We start from the raw sequence: 17,478 nt of genomic DNA on the forward strand, positions 1-17,478 counted from the left end.
TTTTATTTCGCTTTAAAAACGTTTTTTGTTTCTTTAACCTGATATTAACACTAATTGCCATTTTTTTGTCGTATATTTAATAAAATTAAAAATATAGAAATTATGGCAAGTAAAAGTAGTGAAAGTATTTTGGCACTTTTGGCTGGTGCAGCAATTGGGGTTGGAATTGGAATTTTGTTTGCTCCCGATAAAGGTTCAAATACAAGAGATAAAATAAAAAACAGTTTTGACGATTTGAAAGATGGTGTAAAATCTAAGTTTGGTTCTTTTGAAGACGAAGCCAAAGAGAAGTTTTCACAATCTAAAGATGAATTGAAGGAAACGGTAGAAAGTTTGCTTTCGCAATCAAGTTATAAAGCCGAAGAAGCGATTACTTTTTTGGAAGAAAAACTAGCAGAGCTTAAAAAACAAAACGCTAAACTTCAAAAATAATGGCTTTTGAAGAACTAAAAGAAAATGTTGACAGCATTCAAGAAAATGCTAAAGCCTATTTAGAAAGTAGTATTTCATACTATAAACTTTGGGGTTTTAAAGTAGCAATGAAATCAACAACAATGATTCTCAAGTTTTTCTTGATTAGCATTTGTTTGATGATTTTTTTACTCTTTATTTCTATCGCTGGAGCAATTGCATTAGGAGAAATGATGGATAGCTATTCAATTGGTTTTCTGATTATTGCTGGAATATATTTGGTCTTAGCATTACTTTTATTTTTAGTAAAAGACAAAATTGTTGAAGGTCCAATTTTGGAAAAATTCTCTGAAATATTTTTTAACGATTAAATTATGGAAACAAAAAAATATTCTTCTTATGCCGAAATAGAACGCGATTTGGAAATTCTAAACCTCGAAAAAGAACTTTATTATCAAAAAATGAAGTTGAGTTTTGATAAAACTAAAGAGAGTTTGGTTCCTTCAAAATCCGTTTCGTTCGTTGGCGATTTATATCAAAAGGTATTTTCTGGAACGTATGGTACTATTTTCAAGATGTTAATTCCTTATGTAATAAATTGGTTAATAAACAGAAAAAGAGGCAATTAAGCCTCTTTTTTTATTGAAATAAAATGAATTAAACTTCATCTTCAGGGTTTGAAGTATCACTTGGATTAAAATCAGTTGAAGTGTGATCGTTTTTAGATTTAACACGTTTTGGTTGATTTTTCATCGTTTCACCAATTTGGTTACTTGCTGAGAAACTGGCTACCATGTTGTTTAACATATCACTTCCAGCTTGTGGAGAGTTTGGTAATAAAATCAAATTAGAATTTGTATCGGCTCCAATCGCTTGTAATGTATCGTAATGTTGCGTCACTACGATTAATGCCGAAGCTTCTTGAGAATTGATTCCAACTGAATTTAAAACTTCAACACTTTCTACTAATCCACGAGCAATTTCTCTTCTTTGGTCAGCAATACCTTGACCTTGAAGTTTTTTACTTTCCGCTTCCGCTTTCGCTTTGGCAACAATTCTGATTCGTTGTGCTTCACTTTCGAATTCAGCAGCTGTTTTTTCTCTATCGGCAGCATTGATTCTATTCATCGCATTTTTTACTTGAATATCTGGATCAATATCAGTTACCAAAGTATTGATAATATCATAACCATACGATACCATTGCTTCGTTCAATTCGCGTTTTACAGCAACAGCAATATCATCTTTTCTAACAAACACATCATCCAAAATCAATTTAGGAACTTCAGCACGAACTACGTCAAATACATAAGCCGTGATTTGATCATGTGGATATTCTAATTTATAAAAAGCTTCATAAACTTTGTCTTGAATTACTTTAAACTGAACCGAAACTTTCATTTTGATAAAAACGTTATCTTTAGTTTTGGTTTCAATCAATACATCTAGTTGTTGAATTCTAAGGTTCACTCTTCCTGCAATTCTATCAATAACTGGAATTTTTAACTGTAAACCTGAGTTTCGAATACTTGTAAATTTCCCGAAACGTTCTATAACTACAGCAGTTTGTTGCTTTACTGTAAAGAACGAAGAAAAAAGTAAAACCAGTCCGATAAAAAGGAGAATAAAAAAAATTGGCATAATTTCTATAAATTAAGTTGTTAATACTTTTATTATACGAGAATAACTTATGTTTGTTACAAATTATCAGTTATCATTTTATGAAGAAAAAAATTAGCCTTCTTTTATTGTTGATTTCCTCAATAGGATTTGCACAATACGGTTACAGAGATGGAAATAGAATCGGAATTTCGCTTGGAGTTAACCAAACTTCCTTATTTACAGACAATTTTAAGGCAAATCCGGAAATAGGTTTTGCTGGCGGACTTTCTGTTCGTGGAAATTATTATAACAATTGGAGCATGATTTATGGAATGCAGTTTTTTTCTAATAATTTTTCGTTGGAGTCTATAAGTAGCCAAAAAATTAAATACAATCTTCAAGGTGTAAAAGTTCGATTATTATTGAGTTATAATGTCGTTGAAGATCATGTTTCTTTGGATTTTGGTCCAATTTTGCAGATAAATGGAAAAATGAAAATTGCCGAGACTGACGAAAACAGAATTTTAAAAGGAACAACCTTGCAAGCGCAACAAATTACGGATATTTCTACTTTTAGCGGACACTTTTACCTTGGTGTTTCCGCTGGAAGCAAAACGGTTAGAGCTGTTGTTTTCTATGAATATGGATTTACCAACATCTTGAATAAACTTAATAAAGACGAAGCGTTAAAACCATTTTATAATGGAGAACTCAAAGGAAATTTGGGAACAATTAACGGTCAAGTAGTTTTTAATTTATAAAAAAAGCCCTGAATTTCAGGGCTTTTTTGTTTTTATAATTTTTCAATCGCTTTTTCCAATCGCTTAATCGTTTCTTCTTTTCCAATCAATTCTACAATATCAAATAAATGTGGACCTTTTAAAGCACCAACCAAACTCAAACGAAATGGTTGCATTACTTTTCCCATTCCGATTTCATTTTGTGTCATCCAGTCTTTTACAATAGTTTCAATAGTTACGGATGTAAAATCGTCAATAGATGACAAAACGGTAATTAATTGTTGCATTAATACTGGCGTTTCCTCTTTCCAATTTTTCGCCGCTTTTTCATCATAAGATTTTGGTGCAACAAAGAAATAATCAGCTAAATCCCAAAACTCAGAAACAAAATTAGCGCGTTCTTTTATCAATGATGTGATTTTTGTCATTTCAACGAAGGAGAAATCACACTTGCTATTTTTTTCAATTACATTTTTTTCAAACGCTTCTGCCAAACTCTCATCACTTTGCTTTTGCAAATATTGATGATTGAACCATTTATTTTTCTCTGGATCAAATTTTGCTCCAGCTTTATGAACTCTGTTCAAGTCAAATTTTTCAGCTAATTCTTCTAACGAAAAAAGCTCTTGATCGGTTCCATCATTCCATCCTAATAAAGCTAAAAAGTTAACAACAGCTTCTGGGAAAAATCCGTTTTCTCTGTAACCTGATGAAACCCCTTCGTCGGTTTTCCATTCCAAAGGAAATACAGGAAATCCCATTTTATCGCCATCGCGTTTGGATAATTTTCCGTTTCCGATTGGTTTTAAAATCAATGGTAAATGGGCAAATTCTGGCGCATCCCAACCAAAACTGCTGTACAATAAATAATGCAAAGGCAAACTTGGCAACCATTCTTCTCCACGAATAACATGCGACGTTTCCATCAAATGATCATCAACAATATTCGCTAAATGATATGTTGGCATTCCGTCAGATTTGAACAAAACTTTATCGTCCAATAAATTAGTATCAAATTTTATATCGCCACGAATGATGTCTTTTAACTCTAAAATTTCATTCACAGGCGTTTTAAATCGGATGACATAAGCTTCGCCGGATGCAATTCTTTTTTCAGTTTCCTCATTTGAAATTACCAAAGAAGTATCTAATTTTTCACGGTTATGCCAATTGTAAATAAATGTTTTTCCTTGTTCTTCGTGTTGTTTTCTATGAAAATCCAAGCTTTCAGCCGTGTCAAATGCATAATACGCATTTCCCGAAGCAATCAATTGATCAGCATATTGTTTGTACAAATGTTTTCTTTCGCTTTGACGATAAGGTCCAAATTTTTCGTTTTTTCCAATAGTTTCACTTGGAGCAATTCCAAGCCATTCTAATGCTTCCATGATATATTCTTCCGCACCAGGAACAAAACGATTTTGATCGGTATCTTCAATTCTTAGATAGAAGGTACCGTTATGTTTTTTAGCAAATAAATAATTGAATAAAGCGGTTCTAACGCCACCAATATGCAATGGTCCAGTTGGACTTGGAGCAAAACGAACTCTAACAGGTTTTGACATTTTATTAAATTTTTGGCAAAGATAAACAGAAGTTAGAAGTCAGAAGTCAGAAGTTAGAAGTTTTTAAGATTGCTTTTGAAATTGACTTTTGAAATTGACTTTTGAAATTGCTTTTGAATTTGACTTTTTTTTAACGTTTTCATATTCGGGAAAAATTGTACATTTATCGGTTATTAACAAAAGAGTAGCAATTTTGAACAATTCGGGCATTATTTACGACAAACTGGAAGCTTTTATCAAAAAGTTTTATACTAATGAATTACTTCGTGGAACCATTTTCTTCGTTGGAATTGGTTTGCTGTATTTTTTGTTTACACTTTTTGTGGAATATTTCCTTTGGCTAAAACCAACAGCCAGAACCATTTTGTTTTGGACATTTATTACTGTGGAGCTTTTCCTTTTATTGCGATTTATCCTTTTCCCGATTTTTAAATTGTTCAAACTCCAAAAAGGAATTGATTATAACGAAGCGTCAAAAATCATCGGAAGCCATTTTAGTGAAGTAGGTGATAAGCTGACTAATTTTTTGCAACTTTCTGATGATAAAAATAAATCTGAATTGCTTTTAGCATCAATTGACCAAAAAGCAAATACACTTCAGCCTGTTCCTTTTAGTAATGCGGTTAATTTTGGTAAAAACAAAAAGTATTTGCCTTTGGCGATTATCCCGATTTTGTTTTTTGCTTTTTTCTACATTTCTGGGAATAGTAATTTCATAACCCAAAGTTTGAATAGAGTTGTCAATTATAAACAACAATTTCTTCCGCCAGCGCCATTCGAATTTCAGGTTTTGAATACTAATTTACAGACCGAACAGAATAAAGATTTTTTATTAAAAGTTAAAACAATAGGTAAAGTTGTTCCTGAAAATGCCTTGATTTTTATCGGTGATGAAAGCTATTTTATGGAAAAAAATCAAGAAGGCGACTTTGAGTTTATTATTCCAAAACCATCAGAAAACATTCCTTTTCACATTGAAGCTAACGAAGTTTCATCCCAAGAATATGAATTAAAAGTTGTAACCGTTCCATCCATTGCTAATTTTGAAATGGTACTGAATTTTCCAAGTTATTTGAACAAAAAAGCTGAAGTTATAAAAGGAACAGGAAATGCTATCATTCCCGAAGGTACTAGAGTTACATGGCGAATGAACACCTTAGCTACTCAAAAAGTGGATTGGATTAGTGCAAACAATAAACAAGCGTTCATTAAAAACGAAAATCTTTTTTCGCTTTCTAAAAACATTCTTCAAAATACGGATTATCAAATTCTGACATCAAATAATAAAGTTCAGAATTATGAAAAACTAAATTACCAAGTTTCAGTGATTAAAGACCAATTCCCAACTATTTCTGTAAATAATGCTCCAGATAGTCTTAAAGTGAACAAGAATTTTGTCTTAGGTCAAGTTTCCGATGATTATGGACTGTCTAAGCTTCAAATTGTTTATTATCCAAAGGATAAGCCTAATGCTGCAAAACGTGGAACTATTGGCGTTAAAAAGGACGTTTATGATCAATTTGTATTTTCTTTTCCAAGCAATCTTCCTGTAGAAGAAGGTGTAAATTATGAATACTATTTTGAAATTTTTGATAACGATGCAATTCATAATTTCAAGAGTACCAAATCATCTGTTTTTAGTAATAGAATCGCAACTGAAACGGAAAAAGAAGATCAAATTTTGCAACAACAAAATGACAATATTAATTCGCTTGCCAAATCCTTAAAAGCACAAGATAAGCAGCTTTCCGAAATGGATAAGTTGAAAAAAATGGGTAAAGAAAAAGATAATTTAGAATATAAAGACCAACAAAAAGTAAATGATTTTCTTCAACGTCAAAAACAACAAGACGAATTGATGAAGGAGTTTTCAGAAAAAATGAAAGAGAACTTAGAGCAATACAAAACCGATAAAAAGGATGAAAAAAAGGAGTTACTTGAAGAACGTTTAGAAAAAACACAAAAAGAATTGGAAAAAAACCAAAAGCTATTGGAAGAACTTGAAAAACTGAATGAAAAAATTAGCAAGGAAGAATTGTTCGAAAAAATCGAAAAGTTTCAACAAAATAGCAAAAATCAAAAGAAAAGCTTGGAGCAATTAGTGGAGTTAACCAAACGTTATTACGTTGAAAAGAAAGCAGAACAGATTGCGGATAAGTTAGACAAACTAGCTGAAAAGCAAGATAAACTTTCTGAAAAGACAAATGAAAATACAACGGATAAACAAGAGGAAATTAATAAAGAATTTGATGAGCTTCAAAAAGAATTAAACGATATTAAAAAAGAAAATAACGAATTAAAATCTCCAATGGAATTACCAAAAACAGAGGAGAAAGAAAAAAGTATTGATGAAGATTTAAAAAACGCTAAAGAGCAATTGCAAAAACAACAAAAAGATAAAGCCAAACCAAAACAAAAAAGCGCTTCTAAAAAGATGAAGCAAATGAGCCAAGACATGATGGAGATGATGGCTGGTGCTGAAATGGAACAGTTGGAGGAAGATGTTGCCATGTTGCGACAAATTTTAGACAATCTTCTAGCTTATTCGTTTTCACAAGAAGACGTGATGAAACAATTTAAAGGATTGAAAAGAGGTTCACCTTCCTTCAACAAAAATCTTAAAATCCAACAAGATTTAAAACAACAGTTTAAACATGTTGATGATAGTTTATTTGCTATGTCTTTACGTAATCCAAAAATGGCGGAAAACATTACTATTGAGATTGGAAATGTTCAATACAATGTTGATAAAGCTATAGAAAATTTAGTAGAATCTAATATTTCTAAAGGTAATTCACACCAACAATATGCCGTTGCTTCTTCAAATAAACTTGCGGACATGTTAAGTGATATCATGAATAGTATGCAGAATCAGATGCAAATGTCTGGTTCAGGAATGGGTAAACCAAAACCAGGTCAAGGTCAAGGCGAAATGCAACTACCAGATATTATTAAAAAGCAAGAAGGTTTAGGTGAAAAAATGAAAAAGGGAATGAAAAAAGGTGAGAAACCAGGTGAAGGAGAAGAAGGTGAACAAGGTGAAAAAGAAGGAAGTTCTGGTAAAGAAGGAAAGCAAGGACAGAAAGAAGGAAGTTCAGGTAAAGATGGAACTAGCGGAAAAGAAGGTTCTGGTAAGAACGGCAAAAACGGAAAGAACGGTCAAGGTGGTGGAAGCGGAAATTCTCAAGGAAATAAAGATGGTGAAAACGGTGAAGACGGCGAAGGAAATGCTAAGGAAATTATGGAAATTTACAAGGAACAACAACAACTTCGCGAAGCTTTACAAAAAGAATTAAATAAGCAAGGAATTGGTGGAAGCGGTCAAAATGCCTTGAACCAAATGAAGCAAATTGAAAAGCAGTTGTTAAACAAAGGTTTTAACAATGAAGTCATCCAAAAAGCTTTGAACTTGAAATATGAATTACTAAAACTTGAAAAAGCAATTCAAGAACAAGGAGAAGATAAAAAGCGTCAATCTGAAACAAACAAGAAAGAGTTTAATAATCAGACTAATGCATTACCAGCACGTTTGCAAGAATATTTGAATAGTATTGAAATTTTAAATAGACAAAGCTTACCTTTGCGCTCCAATTTTAACCAAAAGGTTCAAGAATATTTCAAAAATGATTAGTTTTAATTACGAGGTTGATTTTATTTTAGACAATGAAGAACAATTTTCAAGTTGGCTTTCAGATGTTATTATTTCTGAAAATAAGCTTGAAGGTGAAATCAATTATATCTTTTGTGATGATGATTATTTACTTGAAATCAACCAACAATATCTTGATCACGACACGTTAACCGATATAATTAGCTTTGATTATTCTATAGGAAACGATTTACACGGCGATATTTTTATTTCTATTGATAGAGTTCGAGAAAATGCTCATGATTTTGATGTTTCTTTTCAAGATGAGTTAAAAAGAGTTATGGTTCATGGTGTTTTGCACTATTGTGGATATAAAGATAAATCGGATGACGATGAAAAGTTAATGCGTCAAAAAGAAGAGGAGAAAATGTTAATGTTCCACGTGAAACAAAATTAAACAATGTTTTTAGAAAAATACGATACTATAGTTGTTGGTGCTGGACATGCAGGTTGCGAAGCTGCCGCTGCATCCGCTAATTTGGGATGTTCGACGCTATTGGTTACAATGAGTTTGCAGAACATTGCTCAAATGTCTTGTAATCCTGCTATGGGTGGAATTGCAAAAGGTCAAATCGTTCGTGAAATTGACGCGCTTGGAGGTTATTCAGGAATTATCTCTGATAAAACCGCTGTTCAGTTTAAGATGTTGAACAAGTCAAAAGGACCAGCAATGTGGTCGCCAAGAGTGCAAAGCGATAGAATGCGATTTTCTGAGGAATGGAGATTGAAACTGGAACAAACACCAAATCTCGATTTTTATCAAGAAATGGTAAAAGGTCTTTTGATAAAGAATAATAAAATTGAAGGCGTAGTAACATCTCTTGGAATTGAAATTAAAGCTAAAACAGTTGTCCTAACGAATGGAACTTTCCTCAACGGACTAATTCATATCGGAGAAAAACAATTCGGTGGAGGAAGAGCTGGTGAAAGTGCTGCATATGGAATTACTGAGGATTTAATAAAAGTTGGTTTTGAAGCAGGAAGAATGAAAACTGGAACACCACCACGAGTTGATGGTCGTTCTCTAGATTATTCAAAGATGCGTGAAGAACCAGGCGACACCATTCCTGATAAATTTTCATATTCTGACAAAACCAAACCTTTGGTTCATCAAAAGTTGTGTCATATGACATATACTTCAAATGAAGTGCATAACATTTTACGAGAAGGTTTTGATAGAAGTCCAATGTTTAATGGCAGGATTAAGAGTATTGGTCCAAGATATTGTCCGTCTATTGAAGATAAAATTAATCGTTTCGCTGATAAAGAAAGACACCAGTTATTTATTGAACCAGAAGGCTGGAATACCGTAGAGGTTTATGTAAATGGTTTTTCAACTTCTTTGCCTGAGGATATTCAGTTCAAAGCGTTACGTTCAGTTGAAGGTTTTGAAAAAGTTAAATTCTTTCGTCCAGGTTATGCGATAGAGTATGATTATTTTCCGCCGACACAATTAAAGCATACTTTGGAAACTAAATTGGTTGAAGGTTTGTATTTTGCTGGTCAAATAAATGGAACTACAGGTTATGAAGAAGCTGCTTCACAAGGAATGATGGCCGGAATTAATGCTGCTTTGAAAGTAAAAGAACAAGAACCAATGATTTTGCGTCGCGATGAAGCCTACATCGGTGTTTTGATTGACGATTTAATAACAAAAGGAACAGAAGAACCATATCGTATGTTTACTTCTCGTGCAGAATACAGAACGTTGTTGCGCCAAGATAATGCTGATTTTAGACTTACACCTAAATCATTTAAAATTGGTTTAGCTTCCGAAAAGCGAATGCGAAGAATGGAACATAAATTCAACGAAAGTGAAAAAATGGTCAATTTCTTCAAAGATACTAGCGTTACTCAAGAAGAAGCAAATCCTATTTTGATTGAAAAGGAAAGTTCGCCAATGGTTCAGTCTGATAAAATGTTTAAGGTTTTTTCTCGACCACAAATAGAGTTGGATGATATTCTAAAATTTGAAAAAGTTCAACAGTATATCCAAGAGAATGATTTAGACAAAGAAATTATTGAGCAAGCTGAAATACAAGTGAAGTATTCTGGCTATATTGAAAAAGAAAGAAATAATGCAGAAAAATTAGTTCGTCTAGAAGATATAAAAATACCTGACAATTTTGATTATCATAAAATCAAATCCATGTCAATAGAAGCAAAGCAAAAATTATCGGCTATTCGTCCGGTTACCATTTCGCAAGCATCAAGAATTAGTGGAGTTTCTCCAGCTGATATATCCGTTTTATTAATCTATATGGGAAGATAGGATTTTAGACTTTAGAATAGCGATAGGTGATTTTAGAATTAAAAATCGACAATCTTAATTCGTTAATCAACAATCTAAAATCGCTTGTTCCACGTGAAACGTACTTTGCCAAACCCAATAAACACAGACATTACATGAGTTTTCAAAACAATATTTTTTACAATAAAGCAATTGATTATTCGGTTTCTAAAGAAACTTTTGATTTACACCATAATCCCGAATACGACATGCTAATCACATTTCCTAAACCAAGTTTGGAAAAATTGCCTAGCTATTATGAAAGCGATGATTATATTTCACACACAGATGGAAAACGTTCTTTGTTCGAAAGATTGTATCAATTTATAAAAGGAATTGCTTTAAAAAACAAATTAAAATTAATCAATGCACAATCTCCAAAAGGCAGACTTTTAGATATTGGAGCAGGAACAGGTGACTTTCTTTCTGTTGCCAAAAAAGACGGTTGGCAAACGGTTGGGATCGAACCAAGTGCTAAAGCCAAAGACATTGCAATAAAAAAAGGAGTAAGCTTTGCAGCAGATTTAGCGTCGCTGGAAGATAATTCTTTTGATATAATTACTATGTGGCATGTTTTGGAACATGTTCCTAATTTAGAAGAATATATTTCCGAATTGAAACGGTTACTAAAACCTAATGGAACAATTGTGATTGCTGTACCTAATTTTAAATCATATGATGCTAAATATTATGGAGAATTTTGGGCAGCGTTTGATGTTCCTAGACATTTGTGGCATTTCTCTAAAACAGCAATTCAAAAGTTATTTGCTACTCAAAATTTACAATTGGTAGCTGTATTACCAATGAAATTTGATAGTTATTATGTAAGCTTATTGTCTGAAAAGTATAAAAACGGAAGTATGAATTTTTTCAATGCTTTTTGGATAGGTTTTAAATCAAATCAATATGGAAAGAAGAAAAAGGAGTATTCTTCACACATTTATCTGCTAAAAAACTAATAAACGCCTTTCTTTTAACGATTGTAATCGATTTTATAATCTCGATTTGGAAAAAAGAAAAAGCTGTTTAAATCGCTTTATTTGAAGCTGTTTTTAATAACAAAATCTTATACTCTTTTTACAAGCTATAAGAAATTACAATATAAAGAAAATCAGTACTTTTTTTATTCCTTGAAATAATTAAAGTTTATTTTTTTACTTTTGAGCCCAAGAATGAAAATTCACAATCAAATTGATTTTTAAATCAAATTATCATAACAAATTAATTATTCATGAAAAAAACAGTTATTCTTTTTGCATTGGCTATTTCAATTTTGTCTTGCAACAAAACAACAGAAACAAAAGAATTTAAAACAGCTTATATCGACACATCAAAATTGATGGAAGAAAGTACAGAAGCTAAAGATATTGAAGCAAAGTTCAAAGACAAATCCAAAGTAATGGGCAATCAATTAGAAGCTGAAGTTACACGTTGGAAATCTGAAGCTGCAAATTTCCAAAAAAATGCGCAAGCTAACGGACAAGCTTGGGCACAACAAAAAGGTGCTGAATTACAAAAAAGAGAGCAAGAATTATCTTATGCTCAAGAAGGAATGTTAAGACAACTTCAGCAAGAAAGTGGAACAGAATTAGACTCTTTAGTATCTAATTATAAAAAAGTAATTAAAGACTTCGGTAAAGAAAAAGGATACGATTATATCTATGGAACTGGAGAACCAGCTTCTATTCTTTATGCAAAAGATAGTTATGATATCACAAAAGACATCATAAAAATCGTTAATGATAAATACAAATCAACAGCTAAAAAAGAAGATACAGCATCTGAAAAGAAATAATTAAACGTTATTTATAACTCAAAACGTCTTCATTTTTGAAGGCGTTTTTTTATTTTGTATATTGAAAAACAATCTGTTATTTTTGTTTTTCTAAAATATAAGCCAATGGAATTCATCTCAGCCGAAGCAAAATACGTTTTGCAATTTATCAATCAGACCAACCGATCTATTTTTCTAACTGGAAAAGCAGGAACAGGAAAAACAACTCTTCTCAAAGAAATTATTCAAACAACTCACAAAAATTGTGTGGTTGTCGCACCAACTGGAATTGCTGCATTAAACGCTGGTGGCGTTACTATTCACTCCATGTTTCAACTGCCTTTTGGCGGTTTTTTACCTGATAATTCTACAGCGCAGTTTAACGATAATTCAAAATTTGAAAGTCGAGCAACCTTGCGTAGACATTTCAGAATGAGTGGATTAAAGAAAGCAGTTATCAAAAACATGGAATTGCTTATCATTGACGAAGTCAGCATGTTGCGTTCCGATTTGTTAGATGCAATGGATTTTATGATGCAATCGGTTCGTAAAAAAAACCAACCTTTTGGTGGTGTTCAAGTGCTTTTTATTGGCGACTTGTTGCAACTTCCACCAATTGTAAAAGACGATGAATGGCGAGTTTTACGCAATTATTACAAAGGTAAATTCTTTTTTCACGCTCATGTCATTTTGCAAAATCCACCACTATATATTGAGTTGTCTAAAATTTTTCGACAAACCGATGATAGATTTATTTCAGTTTTAAATAACCTCAGAAACAATACAATTACAGAAAATGACGTGTTAATTTTAAATGAATTTGTCAAGCCAAATTTTGATCTAAAACAAAACAAAGGCTACATCACTTTGACAACTCATAATGACAAAGCAGATAAAATCAATATCCAGTCTTTGCAAGATTTAGAAGGAAATTCTAGAATTTATAAAGCTGAAATAACCGATGATTTTCCTGATAAAATCTACCCAATCGAAGAAAATTTAGAGTTAAAAGTTGGTGCACAAATTATGTTTATTAAAAATGATTTGTCTTTTGAAAAAAAATTCTTCAACGGCAAAATGGGTATTGTGAAATCCTTGTCTGAAAGAGAAATTTTAGTCCATTTTCCGGATGAAAATAAAACGATTGAAGTTGAAAAATTTGAATGGCAAAACATTCGTTATTCGGTAAACGAAAATACTAAAGAAATTGAAGAGGAAGTTTTAGGTACTTTTGTGCATTATCCAATCAAATTGGCTTGGGCAATCACTGTTCATAAAAGCCAAGGATTAACTTTTGACAAAGCTGCAGTTGATGTCTCGCAAGTTTTTCAACCAGGACAAGCCTATGTTGCACTTTCAAGATTACGTTCGTTAAATGGCTTAATTTTGCTTTCTCCGTTGCGAATGAATGGCATTTCTAGCGATCAAGATGTGATGGAGTATGCCGAGAATAAAGCCACGAACGATTTTCTTGAAAATACGTTACAAACCGATACTAAAAATTTTATACATAACTATTTGATTAACAGTTTTGATTGGGCAGATTTGGCTCAAGAATGGCGAAATCATCAATTTAGTTACAACGAAAAATCGGAAGTTTCAGAAAAATCAAAACATGCAATTTGGGCAAAAAAACAAACTGAAGAAATGGAAAAACTACTTGATCCGTCAAGAAAATTTATTCTTCAATTAAATAAATTATTTTCTTCAAATGCTGATTTACAATTTATTAACCAAAGATTTCAAGCTGCATTTAATTATTTTTTGCAACCAATAGACAATTTGGTTTATGAAATTTTGTGGAAACTAGAGGAAGTAAAGCGAATAAAAAAAGTAAAAGCCTATTACGAAGAATTATTGATTTTAGAAGAGCTTCAGCTGAAAGCAGTTTTACGATTAATGAAAGCCAAGTTGTTGATTGAAACTGTTGTAAAAGGCGAAACAATTTCTAAAGAAAAATTATCATCAGACGAAATTCGATTTTATAAAATCAAAAAACTTGACACGATACGCGAGGAATTTAAAAATCTAAATGTTACGCTAATCGACAATGAAGATGATGTCAATAGATACGCCAAAAAAGAGAAGTCTAAAGAACCAAAAAAATCTACAGTTCAGGAAACGTATGAGTTATGGATTCAAAAAAATTCTATTAAAGAAATTGCCGCCATTAGAAAACTAACAACGCAAACTATTGGCGGTCATTTAGCTAAATTAATAGAATCCGAAACCATCAAATTATCCGATGTTTTACCAGAAGATAAAATAGAAGAATTAGCAGCAGCTTTCAAAGGTTATAAAGAAGAAACTTTAAACCCTTTAAAAGAAAAATATGGCGATAAATTTACTTGGGACGAATTGAAAATGTACAAGGCAAGTTTGTAATTAACTTAACCAAAAAACACCTAAAATTGCAGGAACGAAATATATTGCTATCGTTCTTGCTCCATCATAATCTTTAGCCAATCGCTGACCAAATAACATCATTAACAAAGAAATACACGAATAAACAGCACCATAAAAACCGAATAATCGACCGCCGTTTACATAAAGTTCAACCACACCGATTGAACTACATATTCCAGCAATCAATTCGAACAGTAAAAGAAAACCAACAAGAAAAGGAACATAATTTTTTACAAATGTTTTTTCAAAATGTGGTTTCATCCAAGCCATATTATCGTTCCAATGAAAAATTTTGTCGTGAGCAGACATTAAAAAAGTAATGGCAAGAAAAACTAAAACCAAGACAGAAGCGGTATTGTTCATTGTGTTTTTTATTAATTAAGTTCAACAAAATATTTGCTTAATTAAAGATAACGATTTTAATCGAAATAATGCACTCAAAGTTAATTTTTGTGAATCAATCGAGTTAATTTAATCGATAAATCAGTTAGAATAATTTTCGCATTTCCATTTCTTTCGATATGATAAATAGCATCTGAAAGCGCTTCAAAAATTTCCGAAATATTATTTCCAGTTACAAAAGGAGCAAATTTATCAAGTGTGAAATTTTCCACTTTTGTTTCAACATAAACCAGACTTTTAGCCTCATAATTTTGCATCAATGCTTGACGAAACATAGTGATACAATAATTTAGAAATTGTTTTTGACTTTCTCTTCCAATACCAGCAATGGTTTCGCTCCAGGAAAGTAAACCATTAATAGCTGAAGCATTTCCTTTGGCACGAAAAGCCGTTCGAACCCAATCTACAAACCATTCTTCAAAAGGAAGTTCTTCTTCATCCGTTTCTAAAAGATGCAATGCAGCGTTGTAATTTCCTTGTGCTTGATGCGCCACTTTTTTTGCTATTTTGGCATCAATATTTAATTTAGAAATTAAGTTTTCTTCAATTATTTTTTCGGACAAGGCACCAAAATTAAGCACTTGACAACGCGAACGAATCGTTTGAATGATATCTTCTTCGTTTTCAGAAATTAATAAAAAAACGGTTTTTTCTGGAGGTTCTTCAAGTAGTTTTAACAATTTATTGGAAGCAGCAATATTCATTTTTTCTGCCATCCAAACAATCATAATTTTATATCCACCTTCGTAAGATTTTAATGCCAATGATTTTAAAATATCTTGCGCATCGTCAACACGAATTTCTCCTTGTTTGTTTTTCACACCCAAATGTTTGTACCAATCAAATAAGCTTCCATAAGGATTTTTGGTTACAAACTCTCTCCAATCACTAATGAAATCAGCACTTTTGGGATTTTTTTTAATATCTTCATTTGTTACATTTGGATAAATAAAATGCAAATCAGGATGAGATAAAGCCTGAAACTTTAAATTGCAACTTTCGTTTCCACCCGAATTTTCATTGCCGATATTCGTACAAAGTACAAACTGTGCATAAGCAATAGCCATCGCCAAAGTGCCACAACCTTCTGGACCAACAAAAAGTTGTGCGTGAGGAATTCTTCCTGCCAAAGCACTTTTTGTCAAATGATTTTTAATGTATTCCTGACCTAAAATTTCTGAAAACTGCATAAAGCAAATATAAGTTAAAAAACCATTTTCAAATTGTTTTTTCAAATCAATAATGCGTTGATTTCAGCAGCACTTTTTTTGTTAATTTACTTCAATATTTTGATTTCAAATGGTTTGGCTCTTAAAATTCTCTTAAAAAAAGCCAATTAAAGTTCGAAAAAGACCGATAAAATTTAATTTTATTATATTTGCAAATAGTACTAAACAATTCCACAATTAATGAAAACCATTCAAGATTTCAATTTCAAAGACAAAAAAGCTATAATTAGAGTTGATTTTAATGTTCCTTTAGACGAAAATTTTAACGTAACAGATGCCAACAGAATAGAAGCCGCAAAGCCAACTATAGATAAAATTTTAGCCGATGGAGGAAGTGTAATTTTGATGTCACATCTTGGAAGACCAAAAGGAAAAGAAGATAAATATTCCCTAAAACATATCGTTTCAAAAACAGCAGAAGTTCTGGGAAAACCAGTAAAGTTTGCTGAAGATTGTCGTGGTGAAATTGCAAAACAAGCCGTTCAAAATCTTCAAAATGGAGAAATACTATTGTTGGAAAACCTTCGTTTTTATGCAGAAGAAGAAGCTGGAGATGTTGATTTTGCCAAAGAATTATCTTCTTTAGGCGATATCTATGTAAACGATGCTTTTGGAACAGCACACAGAGCACATGCTTCAACAACTATAATTGCACAGTTTTTTCCAGAAAATAAATGTTTTGGCACGCTTTTAGCAAAAGAAATAGAAAGTTTAAATAAAGTGTTAAGCAATTCTGTGAAACCAGTAACCGCTGTTCTTGGTGGTTCGAAAGTGTCTTCAAAAATTACGGTTATCGAAAACATTTTAGATAAAGTAGATCACATGATTATCGGTGGCGGAATGACTTTTACTTTCGTGAAAGCTTTGGGCGGAAAAATTGGTGATTCTATTTGCGAAGATGATAAACAAGAATTAGCTTTAGAAATATTGCGTTTGGCAAAAGAAAAAAATGTACAAATTCATATTCCTGTTGACGTTGTTGCCGCAGATGCTTTTTCAAACGATGCTAATACCCAAATAGTTGATGTTCGTGAAATTCCTGATGGATGGCAAGGTTTAGATGCTGGACCAAAATCGTTAGATAATTTCAAAAAAGTAATTTTAGAAAGTAAAACCATTCTTTGGAACGGACCTTTGGGTGTTTTTGAAATGGAAAATTTTGCAAACGGAACAATTAAATTAGGAGATTTTATCGCTGAAGCAACAAGAAATGGAGCTTTTTCTCTTGTTGGTGGTGGCGATTCAGTAGCAGCAGTAAAACAATTCGGTCTGGAAGAAAAAATGAGTTACGTTTCAACTGGTGGTGGAGCAATGTTAGAAATGCTTGAAGGAAGAGTTTTACCAGGAATTGCAGCAATAGCAAAATAAATGTTAAAGTTTGTAATAATTTAAATTACAAATCGTTATACA

Annotated in this window: 15 protein-coding genes; 11 read left to right on the plus strand and 4 right to left on the minus strand. The window is 32.1% G+C overall.

All coding sequences use genetic code 11. The annotated features are described in order from the left end of the window. Positions 1-102 precede the first annotated feature (102 nt). Genes BC748_RS04895 through BC748_RS04905 form a run of 3 tightly spaced genes read left to right on the plus strand, consistent with a single transcriptional unit; the run spans position 103 to position 1,040 of the window. On the plus strand, positions 103-432 hold the full coding sequence (locus BC748_RS04895) for a YtxH domain-containing protein (protein ID WP_133532351.1): 330 nt from the start codon (positions 103-105) through the stop codon (positions 430-432). Then, the gene (locus tag BC748_RS04900; RefSeq protein ID WP_133532352.1) at positions 432-782 is read left to right on the plus strand and encodes a competence protein; all 351 of its coding nucleotides are present in this window, start codon (positions 432-434) and stop codon (positions 780-782) included. Before BC748_RS04895 ends, BC748_RS04900 begins: the two co-directional genes overlap by 1 nt. Before the next feature lie 3 nt (positions 783-785). Next, the gene (locus BC748_RS04905; protein WP_133532353.1) at positions 786-1,040 is read left to right on the plus strand and encodes a DUF6327 family protein; all 255 of its coding nucleotides are present in this window, start codon (positions 786-788) and stop codon (positions 1,038-1,040) included. 28 nt (positions 1,041-1,068) lie between these two features. Here the strand turns inward: BC748_RS04905 and BC748_RS04910 are convergent, their stop codons facing one another. Beyond that, positions 1,069-2,052: an SPFH domain-containing protein gene (locus tag BC748_RS04910; RefSeq protein ID WP_246014004.1), complete on the minus strand. Its 984-nt coding sequence runs from the start codon at positions 2,050-2,052 to the stop codon at positions 1,069-1,071. Positions 2,053-2,132: 80 nt separating this feature from the next. Here BC748_RS04910 and BC748_RS04915 point away from each other — a divergent pair, with 80 nt between their 5' ends. Continuing rightward, positions 2,133-2,774 (plus strand): PorT family protein, encoded by a 642-nt coding sequence (locus BC748_RS04915; RefSeq protein WP_133532355.1) that lies wholly within the window; start codon positions 2,133-2,135, stop codon positions 2,772-2,774. A gap of 32 nt (positions 2,775-2,806) precedes the next feature. Here the strand turns inward: BC748_RS04915 and gltX are convergent, their stop codons facing one another. After that, positions 2,807-4,318: a glutamate--tRNA ligase gene (gene gltX, locus BC748_RS04920; RefSeq protein WP_133532356.1), complete on the minus strand. Its 1,512-nt coding sequence runs from the start codon at positions 4,316-4,318 to the stop codon at positions 2,807-2,809. 193 nt (positions 4,319-4,511) lie between these two features. Here gltX and BC748_RS04925 point away from each other — a divergent pair, with 193 nt between their 5' ends. The 6 genes from BC748_RS04925 (at position 4,512) to BC748_RS04950 (ending at position 14,416) form a co-directional block, all read left to right on the plus strand. After that, entirely contained in the window at positions 4,512-7,949 is a 3,438-nt protein-coding gene (locus BC748_RS04925; RefSeq protein WP_133532682.1) for a DUF4175 family protein, read from the plus strand. After that, positions 7,942-8,364, plus strand: a complete 423-nt coding sequence (gene ybeY, locus BC748_RS04930) for an rRNA maturation RNase YbeY (protein ID WP_133532357.1) — start codon at positions 7,942-7,944, stop codon at positions 8,362-8,364. The genes BC748_RS04925 and ybeY overlap by 8 nt, the downstream gene beginning before the upstream one ends. A gap of 3 nt (positions 8,365-8,367) precedes the next feature. Beyond that, the gene (mnmG, locus tag BC748_RS04935) at positions 8,368-10,239 is read left to right on the plus strand and encodes a tRNA uridine-5-carboxymethylaminomethyl(34) synthesis enzyme MnmG (RefSeq protein WP_133532358.1); all 1,872 of its coding nucleotides are present in this window, start codon (positions 8,368-8,370) and stop codon (positions 10,237-10,239) included. A 134-nt stretch (positions 10,240-10,373) separates the two neighbouring features. Then, the gene (locus BC748_RS04940) at positions 10,374-11,216 is read left to right on the plus strand and encodes a class I SAM-dependent methyltransferase (protein ID WP_133532683.1); all 843 of its coding nucleotides are present in this window, start codon (positions 10,374-10,376) and stop codon (positions 11,214-11,216) included. A gap of 272 nt (positions 11,217-11,488) precedes the next feature. Next, entirely contained in the window at positions 11,489-12,052 is a 564-nt protein-coding gene (locus BC748_RS04945; RefSeq protein WP_133532359.1) for an OmpH/Skp family outer membrane protein, read from the plus strand. 105 nt (positions 12,053-12,157) lie between these two features. Next, complete coding sequence (locus tag BC748_RS04950; RefSeq protein ID WP_133532360.1) at positions 12,158-14,416, plus strand: helix-turn-helix domain-containing protein; 2,259 nt, start codon at positions 12,158-12,160, stop codon at positions 14,414-14,416. Here BC748_RS04950 and BC748_RS04955 read toward each other — a convergent pair whose 3' ends face one another. Then, positions 14,417-14,800 carry a DoxX family protein gene (locus BC748_RS04955; protein ID WP_133532361.1) on the minus strand — a complete coding sequence of 128 codons (384 nt, stop codon included), beginning with the start codon at positions 14,798-14,800 and terminating at the stop codon, positions 14,417-14,419. It abuts the gene before it with no gap. 80 nt (positions 14,801-14,880) lie between these two features. After that, positions 14,881-16,029: a DNA polymerase III subunit gene (locus BC748_RS04960; RefSeq protein WP_133532362.1), complete on the minus strand. Its 1,149-nt coding sequence runs from the start codon at positions 16,027-16,029 to the stop codon at positions 14,881-14,883. A gap of 219 nt (positions 16,030-16,248) precedes the next feature. Between BC748_RS04960 and BC748_RS04965 the strand changes: the two genes are divergently transcribed. Beyond that, positions 16,249-17,436: a phosphoglycerate kinase gene (locus tag BC748_RS04965; protein ID WP_133532363.1), complete on the plus strand. Its 1,188-nt coding sequence runs from the start codon at positions 16,249-16,251 to the stop codon at positions 17,434-17,436. Positions 17,437-17,478: the final 42 nt, after the last annotated feature.

Origin of the sequence: Flavobacterium dankookense, from assembly GCF_004362665.1 — a bacterium.
Classification (GTDB): domain Bacteria; phylum Bacteroidota; class Bacteroidia; order Flavobacteriales; family Flavobacteriaceae; genus Flavobacterium; species Flavobacterium dankookense.